The following is a 13,653-nucleotide window of genomic DNA, read 5'->3' on the forward strand; positions in this document are numbered from 1 at the left end:
GACCGGGCCGGCCACGGCCCATAGCCACTTCGCCGCAGCGCGAACACAAAAGGCAGCACCGGACTCATGGCACTGTCCTTGCGAGAAATGCAGGATATGGGTTCAGTCCGCTGCCCGCCCAGGGACTGAGCTGTTTCCCACCTCAGTTTGAGCAGGTCAGGTGCAGGGTGAGGACGGCCTGGACGAGGCTGGTTACGCGGGTGGTGCTGCAGCGGAGCTTGCGTAGGAGTCGCCAGGCTTTGAGAGTGGCCATGGCCCGCTCGACGAGCGCGCGGATCTTCGCGTGTGAGCGGTTGACGGCCTGCTGACCTGTGGAGAGCGTTTCCCAACAACCCCAGTAGGGCAGCCGTGTGGTGCCGCCGGCGCCCCGGTAGCCCTTGTCGGCCCAGCACTCCACGCCGGCTTCTTCCAGGGCGTCGATGATGCCGTGGCTGCGGGCGGCCTTGTTGTCGTGGACCGCGCCGGGTAGCGCGGGCGAGGCCCACAGCAGTCGCCCCGCCGGATCGGTGATCACCTGCACGTTCATGCCGTGCTTCTTGTGTTTCCCGGAGTAGAAGGGCCGGTCGGCTGCGATCCGGTCGATCGGCAGCAGCGTGCCGTCCAGGATCACGAATGCCTTGGTGGGAGGCGGTATTCATCGCATCGGTGAGAGTGGGTGCGAGGGTTGCCAGGACGTCGATGGCCTCGGCGATGTACCGGTAGGCGGTGGTGGTGCCTACGCCGAACCCGGCGGCCAGCTGGGCGTAGGTATGGCCGGAACGCAGGTGCGCGAGAACCAGCAGGGCCTGGCGGCCCACGCTCACGCGACGCCAACGTGTTCCGCGTTCCTGGCGGCGGGCCCGCAGGAGAGCGGACAGGTAGCGCAGGGTCGAGGTGGACACATCGACGCCGGACGGGTCGACAAGCACGCGGAAGCTCCTGTGGACAGGCGATCTTGGTCATGAACCCGTCTACCAGGAGCTTCTTCACGTCCAGACACCACCCCTCCTGCCCAACTACCCACGCACTCCATCAGGTTGGAAAAGGCTCACTGCCTTCAATCCTGGGGGACGCGACGCCACGACGCGGGCCAACCTCCGCGCGCACCACGCACTGCTGCACCGCATCGACGTCGCCGGGTTGCCCTGGTGGCCCGCCGTCGGCGGCGACCCTTCCGGCGCACACGCCGAACCCGGCGCGGCCGTGGTCGGCATGGACGACGCGCAGGCCCGCGCGATGGGCCACCGCTTCGGCCATGACGCCGTCTTCGCCTGGTCGCCCTGGCTGCTCTCCTGCGCCGACCCGGAGTACGACACGACCGCCGCCGGCTGGCACGCAGCCCTCCTCCGGCCGCCCGCCCTGCCGGTGGCGCCGTCGCCCGTAGGCTCCGGGCCCTCCCGCCTCAGGTCTGACGACTGTATTCTGCATACCAAAACGCAGAGCTCGGAGGCGACATGGCAGACCTGGACCCCGAGGTAGTCCTGGGCATGATGGCCCAGGCGCCAGACGGCGTAGTGATCATCGACCGTGAAGGACTCATCCGCTACTGGAACCACGGGGCGGAACGGATCTTCGGGTTCCCGGCGGCCGAGGTCGCCGGCCGCAGTCTGGACGTGATCATCCCCGAGCGGCACCAGCAGCGTCACTGGGACGGTTTCGAGAAGTCCATGGCCAGCGGCACCACCAAGTACGGGGACGACGACCTCCTGACCGTCCCCGCGGTGGGCGCCGGCGGCCGGAAGCTGTCGATCGAGTTCAGCGTGGTGCTGCTGAACGGCGCGGACAGGCAACCGGGTTACGTCGGGGCCGTCATCCGGGACGTCACCGAGCGGCGCGCCAAGGAGAAGGAGCTGTACCGCCAAGTGGCGGCCGCCAAGGCGGACCAGACGTCGGTCACCTGACCTCCGCAGCCACGAACGCGAAGCCCCCGTACGGAAGATCGGACGCTGTCGGTCAATTTTCGGGGGTGTGCGTGATGTCGGCCTTCAGGACCCGGTCGGGGGTTCTGAAGCCGTCATCGTTCGGGATGGGTTGTGGATGGTGATGCAGCCGAGCGGACCGAGTGAGGTCCCGGTGAAGACGGTGCGGGTAACTCGGGCCGCGCTTCCGAAAGGGAATCTCGCGACCCGGGTCCAGGACGAGCTGGGACCGCTGCTTCATGACGGGAGCTCGCGGACCCGTTCCCGGCCCGTGGCAGGCCTACCTGGTCACCGAGGTGGCTGGCTCTCGCACTGGTGTTGCAGTTCGCGGACACGTGGGCCGGCGGCAACACGAGCACCCCGTACGCCTGGTCCATCGCCTAAGCCCAGGCAGCGGATTCGGCCCAGCCGGCGGTGGCGGTGGTCATCGAGACGCGGAGGCCCGGCCTACAGAGATCAGCCGGGGCGGCAGCGCGGCGCCGATCGCGAAGGCGGTGATGGAGGAGGCGCTGCGGTTGGAGGCAGAAGCGCGGGACGGCGAGGCGCGGAGGCGATCGCGATGCCCCGCCGCTCAACGAGCGCCGAATACGACGGAACGCCCGGCCGAGAGAACTCGGCCGGGCGTTCCGGACCCCATGTCAGGCGAGTTTGAAGTCGCTTCGAATGACGCCGTATTCGGTCGGCTCCACCCAGCACGTGTCCTGATCTGGCTTCCCGGCTTGAAGTTCCAGTAGGTCGTAGCGTTATTGACCAAAGAAACCTTGACCTCCTCGATGGCCTTGTTGGAGCCGTCGGCCATCAGCACCTTGGCGCCGGGCAGGAAGCTGTCGCAGTCGGCCTTGCCCGAGCCGCCGCTGCCGCTCGTGCCACCGTTGCCGCGGGAGGAGCCGCCGGACTTGCCGCCGCCTCCGCCGCCGCCCTTGCCTGCACTGGGGTGCGAGGAGGACTTGGGTGCAGCCTTGGCCTGGGACTGCTTTTGGGCGGGGTTAATATTCCAGTGTGCTTTCGTGATCAGGATGGTGTTGCCCTCCTGGAGGCCGAACGCCAGGTCGGATTCCCGCCAGCTTCCGGCACTGGTGGCAGCAATGCTCAACGTCATGAACCGACTTGAAGGAAACGTGGCCTTGATCACGGGCGGCAGCCGGGGCATCGGTGCCGCTGTGGCGTTGCGGCTGGCCGAAGAAGGCGCCGACGTCGTCCTGACCTATGAGAACAACGCGGAACGCGCCACCCAGGTGGTGGAGCAGATCAAGGCCAGAGGGCGCCGGGCACTGGCCATCCAAGCCGACAGCGCCATCCCTGAGGCACTCACCGCCGCGGTGGACGAGGCCGTCGCGATGTTCGGCAGACTCGACATCCTGGTCAACAACGCCGGCATCTTCCTCGTTGGCCCGCTCGAAGCCCTGGGGTCGGCAGAGATCGATCGCACCCTGGCAGTGAACGTCCGGGCGCCGTTCGCAGCGTCCCAGGCGGCCGTGCGTCACATGGGCCAGGGCGGCCGCATCATCAGTATCGGCAGCAATGTCGCCGAGCGTGCGGTCTTCCCCGGACTGGCGCTGTACTCGATGAGCAAGACGGCTCTGGTCGGGATGACGAAGGGCCTGGCCCGAGAACTCGGTCCGCGTGGAGTCACCGTCAATCTGGTGCATCCCGGCCCCACCGACACGGATACCAACCCCGCTGACGGGCCGAACGCCGAGATGATCGCCGGCTTCACCGCTGTGGGCCGCTACGCGGAAGCGGCCGAGATCGCGGCCACCGTCGCCCACCTGGCAAGTGCGGACGGCGCGTACATCACCGGAGCCTCGATCCACGTCGACGGCGGCTTCACCGCCTGACACGCGAGCGCCTTCGCAACCACGCTGAGGGCCCAGCCCACAAGAGGGACGGCCACCGCGTGATCATCAGGGGTTGTGTGGACTCCTGAAGATCACGCGGTGGCTGCGAGCCATAGCGTTGACCCTGCCCGCTGGCAGGCGATGTTCGACCAGGTCATGGCCCGGATCGCGGGCAGGTTCGGGCGGATTGAGCCCCGGGCCGCAGCCCGCGCTTACCTGCTCGGGCTGTTGTCGAGCGTCGAACGGAAGAACTGCTGGCAGCTGGCCGAGCAGGCGGGCCTTGCGCGGCCAGGGCCGATGCAGCGCCTGCTGCGCTACGCCCGCTGGGACGCCGATGCGGTCCGCGACGACCTACGTGCCTATGCCGCCGAATACCTCGGCATCGATGGCGGCGTCCTCGTCGTCGACGAAACCGGCTTCCTGAAAAGGGGGGCGGGTCTTCGGCCGGAGTGCAAAGGCAGTACACCGGCACCGCAGGGCGCATCGAGAACGCGCAGATCGGTGTGTTCCTCGCCCCGGCCACCGGCCGGGGACGGGGCCCTGATCGACCGACGGCTCTAGCTTCCCGAACACTCCTGGTCCAATGACCCCGAACGCCGTGACACGGCCGGGATACCCGAGACGGTGCACTTCGCCACCAAGCCCGTCTGGCCCAGGAGATGATCGAGGCTGCGCTGGACGCCGGGATCACTGTCCCCTGGGTGACCGGGGCTTCGCCGTACGGAGACACCGGTGCCCCGCGCGCACGGATCGCGCGGGGCACCCGTGGGTCTGTCCGGGTCAGACGATGATCTTGCCCTCACGCAGCCTGGCGATGTCGTTCGCGTCGTACCCCAGGTCCGCCAGGACCTCGCTGCCGTGCTCGCCGAGCAGCGGGGCACCCTTGATCTCGGGCTTGAAGTTGGAGAACTTGATGGGGCTGCCCACCGTCAGGTAGGTGCCGCGGCCCTTCTGCTCGACCTCGACGATCGTGCCGCTCTTGCGCATGTCCGGGTCCTCGGCGAGCTCCTTCATGCTGAGGACGGGCGCACAGGGCACCTCCCACTTGCGCAGGATGTCGACCGCCTCGTACTTGGTCTTGTCGGCCAGCCACTTCTCGATCTCCGCGAAGATCTCGAAGATGTGCGGCTGCCGCGCCCTGGCGGTCGTGTACTCCGGGTCGTCGACCCACTCGGGCCGGCCGATGGCCTCGGCGGTGCGCTTCCAGTTCTGCTCCTGGACCGTGAAGTAGATGTAGGCGTTGGGGTCGGTCTCCCAGCCCTTGCACTTCAGGATCCAGCCCGGCTGGCCGCCGCCGCCGGCGTTGCCGCCGCGGGGCACCGCGTCGCCGAACTCGCCGTTCGGGTACTGCGGGTACTCCTCCAGGTAGCCGATCTTCTCCAGGCGCTGCTGGTCGCGGAGCTTGACGCGGGTCAGGTTGAGGACGGCGTCCTGCATGGACACCGACACCTTCTGGCCCACTCCGGTCGCGTTACGGTGGATGATCGCCGTCAGGAGGCCGATCAGCAGGTGCATGCCGGTGTTGCTGTCGCCGAGGGCCGAGCCGCTGATGGTCGGCGGGCCGTCCCAGAAGCCGGTGGTGGACGCGGCGCCGCCGGCGGCCTGGGCGACGTTCTCGTAGACCTTGAGGTCGTTCCAGGACGAGTCGTCGTTGAAGCCCTTGACCGAGCCGAAGATCAGGCGGGGGTTGAGCTCGTGGATGTGGTCCCAGCCCAGGCCCATGCGGTCCATGGCGCCCGGCGCGAAGTTCTCGACCAGGATGTCCGCCTCGCGGATCAGCTTCTCCATGACCTCCTTGCCCTCGGGGGTCTTGGTGTTGATGGCCAGCGAGCGCTTGTTGCTGTTGAGCATCGTGAAGTACAGCGCGTCGAGGTCGGGGTCGTCCCGCAGCTGGTTGCGGGTCACGTCGCCGCCCTGGGGACGCTCGACCTTGATCACGTCGGCGCCGAACCAGGCGAGCATCTGGGTGCACGCGGGGCCGGCCTGGACCCCGGTGAAGTCGATCACCTTGATCCCGGCGAGCGGCTTTTCACTCATGGTGGCTTCCTTCTTGTCTGTTCGCGGTGCGCGGGTGGGCGGTACTGGGGAACGGTGCTTCGGGGTGCGGTGCGTCGCCTACGGGGCGGTCACTTCTTGGCCGGCACGATGTTGCCGACGGTGATGCCCTTGGGGTTGAGGTGGGAGATGTGGCCGCTCTCGGTGCCCGCCGAGGGGTCGATCACGCAGTCGATGAGGGCCGGCCCGCCCGAGGCGAGCGCCTCGGTGAGGGCGGCGGTGACCTCGGCGGGGGTGGTCGCGCGGTAGCCCTTGCCGCCGAAGGCCTCGAACATCACGTCGTGGCGGGCCGCGGACATCAGCGTCGTCGGCGACGGGGCCTCGTCGTAGGGGTTGACGTCGTCACCGCGGTAGACACCGCCGTTGTTCATGATGACCGTGACGACGGGCAGCTTGTAGCGGCAGATCGTCTCGATCTCCATGCCGCTGAAACCGAAGGCGCTGTCGCCCTCCACGGCCACGACCGGCTCCCCGCTCTCGACGGCGGCGGCGATCGCGTAGCCCATGCCGATGCCCATGACGCCCCAGGTGCCGCTGTCGAGGCGGTGCCGCGGCACGTGCATGTCGATGACGTTGCGCGCGATGTCGAGGGCGTTGGCGCCCTCGTTGACAAGGTACGTCTCGGGGCGCTCGCGGATAACGTCGCGTACGGCCTTCAGGGCGCCCATGAACTGCATCGGGTGCGGGTCGGCCTTGAGGCGCTCGGCCATCTTGGCGACGTTCTGCGCCGAGCGCGCCCCCAGTTCCTCCCGCCAGGCGGCGGGGGCCGCGATCTGGCCCGGCTTGCTGCGCTCGATGAGGGCCTCGACGACCGACTCGATGTCACCGACGAGCGGCGCGGCGATGGGCTGGTTGCTGTCCATCTCCTTCGCCTCGATGTCCACCTGGACGAACTTCGCGTCGGGGTTCCACTGCGGTGCCTCGCCGTGGTTGAGCAGCCAGTTCAGGCGGGCGCCGACCAGCATCACCACGTCGGCCTTCTTCAGCGCCAGCGAGCGGGCGGTGGCCGCGGACTGCGGGTGGTCGTCGGGCAGCAGGCCCTTCGCCATCGACATCGGCACGTAGGGGATGCCGGTGGACTCGACGAACTCGCGGATCTGCGTGTCCGCCTGAGCGTAGGCCGCGCCCTTGCCGAGGACGATCAGCGGCCGCTGCGCGCCGGCCAGCAGCTCGATCGCGCGGTCCACCGCCTCGGGGGCGGGCAGCTGGCGCGGTGCCGGGTCGACGAGGCGGCTGAGCGTCTTCGCGCCCTCCCCGGCGTCCATGATGGAGCCGAGCACCGCGGCGGGGATGTCGAGGTAGACGCCGCCGGGGCGCCCGGAGACGGCGGTGCGCAGGGCGCGGGCGATCCCGCGGCCGATGTCCTCGACCCGGCTGACGCGGTACGCGGCCTTGCAGAACGGCTGCGCGGCGGCGAGCTGGTCCATCTCCTCGTAGTCGCCCTGCTTGAGGTCGACGAGGTGGCGCTCGCTGGAGCCGGAGATCTGCACCATCGGGAAGCAGTTGGTGGTGGCGTTGGCGAGCGCCACCAGCCCGTTGAGGAAGCCCGGCGCCGACACCGTCAGGCAGATGCCCGGCTTCTTGGTGAGGTAGCCGGCCGCCGCCGCCGCGTGTCCCGCGTTGCTCTCGTGGCGGAAGCCGATGTAACGGATGCCCTGCGCCTGGGCGAGCCGGGCCAGATCCGTGATCGGGATGCCGACCACCCCGTAGATGGTGTCGACGTCGTTCATCTTGAGCGCATCGACGACCAGGTGGTACCCGTCGGTGAGCTCGGCCGGTGCGTCGGCGTTCGCCGCTGTCTCCAGTGGTGAGGGGGCGGTCATGGTCCGAGGTCCTCCTTGGGCGGGTCATGCGTGCGGCTTCTCCCTTCACCATCCGCAGCCCGCTCCCCCGCGTCCAAGACCTATCGGCGACCAGCCGATAGACGGCGTTTATCGACGCACGCCACAGGGGCGTTGAGGTGGGTTGATAGACCTCCGCTATCGACCGTTCGCCAGTGCGTATTGGACGGGTGCTCCGCGCCCCGCGCAGTCTCGCTGGGGACGGTTCATCAGACATTCCAGGCGCGAGGAGGTGCGGCCATGGCCGTTCCGGCCGCTGCATCGGTGCGCGACCCCGACCGTTACCGGCCGCCCGCGGTCACGGGCCTGACCGATCTCCTCGACCGGCACGCCCGGGGGCGTCCGCAGGCACCGGCGCTGATCGCCGGCGCGGACCGCGCGGAGGTCTCCTACCGCGCCCTGGACGAGCTGGCCGACGCGGTGGCCGCGCGCCTGACCTCGGCGGGGCTGCGCCCCGGGGACCCGGTCGGCCTCGTCGGCGCCAACACCGTGGAGTTCGTCGTGGCGTTGCTGGGCGGGGCGCGGGCCGGGCTGGTGGTGGCCCCCGTGGACCCCGCGCTGCCCGAGCCGCGGATGACGGCCCGGCTGGAGGCGCTGGGGGTGCGGGCGGTCCTGCTGGGCCCGGCCGCGGGCGGCGCCCCGCCGGCGGCCGTGGGGCCCGGTGTCCCGGCCTGGACCCTGCGGGTGGACCTCTCCCCCGCCGGGACGGCGGCGGCCGTGCTCGGAACGGGCGCGGGCGCGCCGGCCGCCGCGCGGGGCGCGTCCGGCGAACTGACCGCGCACGACGCCCTGGTGCTGTTCACCGCGGGGACCACCGACCGGGCGAAGATGGTCCCGCTGACGCACGGCAACGTGGCCGCCTCGGTCCGCGGCGTGTGCGCCGCCTACGAGCTGGTGCCGGGCGACGCGACGGTCGCGGCGATGCCGTTCTTCCACGGGCACGGGCTGTTCGCCACGCTGCTGTCCACGCTGGCGAGCGGGGGCTGCGTGCTGCTGCCCGCGCGCGGGCGGTTCTCGGCGCACACCTTCTGGGACGACATGCGGGCGGCGGGCGCCACGTGGTTCACCGCGGTCCCCACCGTCCACGAGCTCCTCCTGGAGCGGGCGGCGACGGACCTCACGGGCCCGCAGGTGCCGGGCTTGCGGTTCCTGCGCAGTTCCAGCGCGCCCCTCAACACGGCCACCCAGCGGGCGCTGGAGCGCACCCTGGGCGCGCCCCTGCTGTCGGCGTACGGCATGACCGAGTCCGCGCACCAGGCGACGAGCGAGCCGCTGCCGCAGTACGGGTCGCTCAAGCACGGTTCGGTCGGCCGGCCGACCGGGATCGAGCTGCGGGTCCTGGACCCGGACGGGAAGCCGTGCCCGCCCGGCGGCGAGGGCGAGGTGTGGGTGCACGGTCCCACGGTGGCCCGCGGTTACCTGGGCAATCCCGCCGAGACGGCACACGGCTTCGCCGACGGCTGGTTCCGCACCGGCGACCTGGGCGCGCTCGACGAGGACGGCCACCTGTTCCTGACCGGCCGCCTGAAGAACCTGATCATCCGCGGGGGCGAGAAGGTCGTGCCCGAGCACGTCGAGGACGTCCTCGCCGGGTGTCCGGGGGTGGCCGAGGCCGCCGTGTTCGCCGTGCCCGACGCGACGTACGGGCAGCGGGTCGGCGCGGCCGTGGTCCTGGGCGGCGCGGAGGCGCCGGGGGCCGAGGCGCCCGGGGCCGAGGAGATCCGCCGGTACTGCCGCGCCCGGCTGGCCCCGTTCGAGATCCCCGACCGGATCCGGGTCGTCGCCTCGCTCCCGCACACGGCGAAGGGCGGTCTTGACCGGGCGGCGGTGGACGTCCTGTACTCCGAGGGCCCCGTATGGCCCGGGCTCACCTGACGCGGTGCTCCGCGGGCAACGGCTCGTCGAAGAACTCGTCCAGCGACAGACCGGCCGCCGCGGTCATGAACGCCCGCGCCGCGACCGACCCCGGGGTCGCCGCGTGGATCGCGACGGAGACCTGCGCCCTGGCGTCCGGCTCGACGAGGCGGACGGCCCGCATCCGGCCGAGCGGCGGCATCGCGCGCAGCCAGGTGTGCGGGACGATGCTCGCGCACGCGCCGGCGCCCACGCTGGCGTAGAGGGCCGCCACCGAGTCCGTCTCGACCTGCGGGGTCACCACGACCCCGCTCTCGGCGAACGCGTCGTCGATGACCTGGCGGATCCTCATGTCGGGGGTCAGCAGGGCGAGGGGCATCGTGGCCGCGTCCGCCCACTTCATGGTGTCGGTCTGCGGCAGCAGCTGGTCGCTTGAGGCGAGGAGCATGTACCGCTCCTCGTACAGCGGCATCACCTGCAGGTTCTCCCGGTCGTGCGGGGCGAAGTGCGCGATCGCGGCGTCCAGCTCGAACGCGAGGAGCTGGCGGTGGAGTTCGGTGGTCGACAGCCGGGAGCGGACCTGGACCTTGGCCAGCGGATGGGCCGCGCAGAAAGCGGCGACGGGCAGGACCAGGGTGGTGGACGCGGTGGGCTCGGTGCCCAGCCGCAGGGTGCCGGTGATGCCCGACTGGACGGCGGCCACCTCGGCCTTGAAGGCCTCCTGCTCGGCGAGGATGCGTTTGGCCCAGACCACCAGCCGTTCGCCCTCTGGGGTCAGGCCCTGGTAGTTGTGCCCGCGGTTGATCAGCGTGACGTTCAGCTCCCGCTCCAGCTTGGCTATCGCCGCCGAGAGCGCGGGCTGCGAGACGTAGCAGGACTCCGCCGCCCGGGCGAAGTGCCGCTCCCTGGCGACCGCCACGAAGTACTCCAGCTGACGGAACAGCATGAACGACTCCTCTCTGCCTGGGCCGCGGCCGCGCCGGCACTTCCTGCTGGAGTCGCAACGCCGTCGGTGCCGGCGGACCGGCGCTCCCGGGACCGGGAACGTCCCCGGGCGGCCGACGGCGGACGAGCTGGTTGCGGTGTGACCGGGCACAGCCTACCGAGCCGGATCGCGGCCCTCGTTCGTGCCCGCCAAGCCGGTGCGGGCCCCTGCCCGGGGCCCGGTCCCGTCGCCGCCGCGACGGGACCGGGCTCCGGAGGTGCTGCGGCGGTCGTCCGGCGGTGGACCGGCGATCCGCGGGTGTCTCGGGTTCGGATACGCGGGGGACGGGTCAGGCGGGGACGGGTTTGCGCGCGCCGGCCCCGTCCTCCCGGTCCGCGGTGACGCCGCGGGCCAGCAGGTCGGTCGCGGCGTGGACCGCCCGCAGGTTGGGGGCGTCCGCGCCGGAGATGTCGGCCATCTCCACGACGGCCGTCACGATGGCGTCGAGTTCCAGCTGCTTGCCGGCCTCCAGGTCCTGGAGCATCGAGGTCTTGTGGTGTCCCACCCCCTCGGCGCCCCGAAGCCGCTTCTCGATGGAGATGTCGGGGGTGCTGCCGACCCTGGCCGCGATGTCGAGGGTCTCCTCCATGAGCTGGGCGACCAGCCGCCGGGTGTGCGGGTGCTTGCAGATGTCGACCATCGTCGCCCTGGTGAGGGCGCTGATCGGGTTGAAGGCGACGTTGCCCATCAGCTTGATCCAGATGTCGTCGCGCAGGTTGGGCTCCACCGGGCACTTGAGGCCGCCGGCGATCATGGCCTCGCTCAGCTCCGTGCACCGGTCGGAGACACCGCCGCCCGGCTCGCCGATGGAGAACCTGGTGCCCTCCAGGTGCCGGATGACCCCGGGGGCCTCGATGACCGTCGCGGGGTAGACGACGCAGCCGATGGCGCGTTCCGGCGCCAGCACCGCGCTGGTGGCGCCGCCGGGGTCGACCGCCTCGATCCGCCGCCCCTCGTAGGGGCCGGCCAGCTCGTGGAAGTACCACCAGGGAATGCCGTTCTGACCGGCCACCACCGCGGTCTTGTCGTCGAGCAACGGGGAGATCAGCGGTCCTGAGGTCGCGTAGGAGTGTGCCTTCAGGCCCAAGAAGACGTAGTCGACGGGGCCGATCTCCTTGGGGTCGTCCGTGGCGTGGGGCTTGGCCACGAAGTCACCGCGCGGGCTGTTCACCCGGACTCCGTGGGCGCGTATCGCCTGAAGATGCTCACCCCGGGCGATCAGGTGGACGTCCGCGCCACCACGGTGCAGTGCCGCGCCCACGTAAGCGCCGATCGCACCGGCTCCGAGGACTGCGATTTTCACGGCGACTCCTCTCCATTCGAAGGGGGAGTGAATACTGTATGCAGTACTCTCTTGGGATGTACAGTCCCCTCACGCGAAGTCGCGCGCCCGGAACCGAACAGGGTCCCGCCCGGCGCCGCGACGGAGGTCTCCGGCGTCGCCCGGGACCATGAACCGGGTCACACACGCTCCGGACAGGTTGATCGAGCACGCAGCGGGGGAACGCTTCGCCGCACACGCGGTCCCGGGCACGCACGGCCGCACCACGAGGCCGGGGAGCACGCAGTGCGGACGACGGCTCGGCTGACGACGCCGTGACGTCAGTCAGTAGCGACGGAAAAGGAGAGCGATGTCTGATTCACCCCCACAGCAGATCGGTGTCGTCACCGAGTCCACCGCCGGGGAGACGCGGGTGGCGGCCACACCGGACAGCGTCCGCCGGCTCCTCGGCCTCGGCTACGAGGTCGTCGTGGAGTCCGAGGCCGGAGCGGCCTCCGGCTTCCCCGACGAGGCCTACACCGATGCGGGCGCGCGGATCGGCGACGCCTGGCAGGCGGACGTGGTCCTGAAGGTCAACGCCCCCTCGCACGAGGAGATCGGGAAGCTGCGCGAAGGCGCGACCCTGATCGGGCTGATCGCCCCGGCCCACAGCCCCGACCTGGTCGAGGAGCTGGCGGCACGGCCGATCACCGTGCTGGCGCTGGACGCCGTCCCGCGCATCTCCCGGGCCCAGTCGATGGACGTGCTCAGCTCGATGGCGAACATCGCCGGGTACCGGGCGGTGATCGAGGCGGCCCACGTCTTCGGGCGCTTCTTCACCGGCCAGGTCACCGCGGCCGGCAAGGTGCCGCCGGCGAAGGTCCTGGTGGCCGGCGCGGGCGTGGCGGGTCTGGCCGCGATCGGCGCGGCCGGCAGCCTCGGCGCGGTGGTGCGGGCCACCGACCCGCGGGCCGAGGTCGCCGACCAGGTCCGTTCACTGGGCGGCGAGTTCCTCGCCGTCGAGGTGGAGCAGGAGGCGAGCGGCGACGGCTACGCCAAGGCGACCTCGCAGGCGTACGACCGGCGCGCCGCCGAGATCTACAGCGAGCAGGCCGCGGACGTCGACATCATCATCACCACCGCGCTGATCCCCGGCCGCCCGGCCCCCCGGCTCATCACGGCGGCCGACGTGGCGTCGATGAAGCCCGGCAGCGTCATCGTCGACATGGCCGCCGCGCAGGGCGGCAACGTCGAGGGCACGGTCAGCGGTAAGGCGATCGTCACCGACAACGACGTGACGATCATCGGCTACACCGATCTGGCGGGCCGGCTGCCCGCCCAGGCCTCGCAGTTGTACGGGACCAACCTCGTCAACCTGCTCAAGTTGCTGACGCCGGGCAAGGACGGGCGGCTGACGCTCGACTTCGACGACGTCGTGCAGCGGGCCGTCACGGTGGTGCGGGAGGGCGAGAAGACCTGGCCGCCACCGCCCGTCCAGGTGTCGGCGGCGCCCGGCGGGCAGGCACCGGCGCCGGTGGCGACCGCGCCTGCGCCGAAGGAGCCCCGTCTCTCACCGGCCGCGCGCTACGGCCTGATCGCCTCCGGCATGCTCGCGATGTTCTTGTTGATCGCCTTCTCCCCGGCCCAGCTCGTGGGCAACTTCACGGTGTTCGCGCTGGCCGTCGTCATCGGTTACTACGTGATCGGAAAGGTCCACCACGCCCTGCACACCCCGCTGATGTCGGTCACCAACGCCATCTCGGGGATCGTGGTGGTCGGAGCACTGCTGCAGATAGGCCACGCCGGACCGGCCGTCACCGTGATGTCGGTCGTAGCGATCATGTTGACCACCGTGAACATCTTCGGAGGATTCGCCGTCACCCGCCGTATGCTCGGCATGTTCTCGAAGGGCTGAGGATCG

The 13,653-nt window shown here is 70.6% G+C and carries 10 protein-coding genes and 2 pseudogenes; 6 read left to right on the plus strand and 6 right to left on the minus strand.

What is annotated here, in order from left to right; genetic code table 11:
- Nucleotides 1-142: 142 nt before the first annotated feature.
- Nucleotides 143-908, minus strand: a pseudogene (locus PV410_RS34410) (IS5 family transposase).
- Here PV410_RS34410 and PV410_RS34415 point away from each other — a divergent pair.
- Both PV410_RS34415 and PV410_RS34420 read left to right on the plus strand, forming a co-directional pair.
- A complete protein-coding gene (locus tag PV410_RS34415) occupies nt 874-1,458 on the plus strand; it encodes a DUF3293 domain-containing protein (RefSeq protein WP_500329805.1) in 585 nt (194 codons plus the stop codon). The pseudogene PV410_RS34410 and the gene PV410_RS34415 sit on opposite strands and share 35 nt — an antisense overlap.
- Nucleotides 1,434-1,880: a PAS domain S-box protein gene (locus PV410_RS34420; RefSeq protein ID WP_500329806.1), complete on the plus strand. Its 447-nt coding sequence runs from the start codon at nt 1,434-1,436 to the stop codon at nt 1,878-1,880. Before PV410_RS34415 ends, PV410_RS34420 begins: the two co-directional genes overlap by 25 nt.
- 589 nt (nt 1,881-2,469) lie before the next feature.
- Here the strand turns inward: PV410_RS34420 and PV410_RS34425 are convergent.
- Nucleotides 2,470-2,997 carry a hypothetical protein gene (locus tag PV410_RS34425; RefSeq protein WP_500329808.1) on the minus strand — a complete coding sequence of 176 codons (528 nt, stop codon included), beginning with the start codon at nt 2,995-2,997 and terminating at the stop codon, nt 2,470-2,472.
- On the opposite strand from PV410_RS34425, the gene PV410_RS34430 reads away from it, so the two are divergent.
- Nucleotides 2,996-3,736 carry an SDR family NAD(P)-dependent oxidoreductase gene (locus tag PV410_RS34430; RefSeq protein ID WP_500329809.1) on the plus strand — a complete coding sequence of 247 codons (741 nt, stop codon included), beginning with the start codon at nt 2,996-2,998 and terminating at the stop codon, nt 3,734-3,736. The two genes, PV410_RS34425 and PV410_RS34430, sit on opposite strands and share 2 nt — an antisense overlap.
- A 156-nt stretch (nt 3,737-3,892) precedes the next feature.
- A pseudogene (locus tag PV410_RS34435) lies at nt 3,893-4,506 on the plus strand (IS701 family transposase); the annotation flags it as partial.
- Between the two features lie 10 nt (nt 4,507-4,516).
- On the opposite strand, the gene frc reads toward PV410_RS34435, so the two are convergent.
- Complete coding sequence (gene frc, locus PV410_RS34440) at nt 4,517-5,773, minus strand: formyl-CoA transferase (RefSeq protein ID WP_500329811.1); 1,257 nt, start codon at nt 5,771-5,773, stop codon at nt 4,517-4,519.
- 89 nt (nt 5,774-5,862) lie between these two features.
- The gene (oxc, locus tag PV410_RS34445) at nt 5,863-7,614 is read right to left on the minus strand and encodes an oxalyl-CoA decarboxylase (RefSeq protein WP_500329813.1); all 1,752 of its coding nucleotides are present in this window, start codon (nt 7,612-7,614) and stop codon (nt 5,863-5,865) included.
- Between the two features lie 258 nt (nt 7,615-7,872).
- Between oxc and PV410_RS34450 the strand changes: the two genes are divergently transcribed.
- Nucleotides 7,873-9,507: a FadD7 family fatty acid--CoA ligase gene (locus PV410_RS34450; RefSeq protein ID WP_500329814.1), complete on the plus strand. Its 1,635-nt coding sequence runs from the start codon at nt 7,873-7,875 to the stop codon at nt 9,505-9,507.
- Here PV410_RS34450 and PV410_RS34455 read toward each other — a convergent pair.
- Together PV410_RS34455 and PV410_RS34460 are read right to left on the minus strand one after the other, a co-directional pair.
- A complete protein-coding gene (locus tag PV410_RS34455; RefSeq protein ID WP_499514964.1) occupies nt 9,500-10,432 on the minus strand; it encodes a LysR family transcriptional regulator in 933 nt (310 codons plus the stop codon). The genes PV410_RS34450 and PV410_RS34455 overlap by 8 nt on opposite strands.
- Nucleotides 10,433-10,760: 328 nt before the next feature.
- A complete protein-coding gene (locus tag PV410_RS34460; protein ID WP_500329816.1) occupies nt 10,761-11,774 on the minus strand; it encodes a 2-dehydropantoate 2-reductase in 1,014 nt (337 codons plus the stop codon).
- A gap of 328 nt (nt 11,775-12,102) precedes the next feature.
- Between PV410_RS34460 and PV410_RS34465 the strand changes: the two genes are divergently transcribed.
- Nucleotides 12,103-13,647: a Re/Si-specific NAD(P)(+) transhydrogenase subunit alpha gene (locus tag PV410_RS34465; protein WP_500329818.1), complete on the plus strand. Its 1,545-nt coding sequence runs from the start codon at nt 12,103-12,105 to the stop codon at nt 13,645-13,647.
- Nucleotides 13,648-13,653 lie beyond the last annotated feature (6 nt).

Origin of the sequence: Streptomyces sp. PA03-5A (assembly GCF_033792725.1) — a bacterium.
Lineage (GTDB): Bacteria > Actinomycetota > Actinomycetes > Streptomycetales > Streptomycetaceae > Actinacidiphila.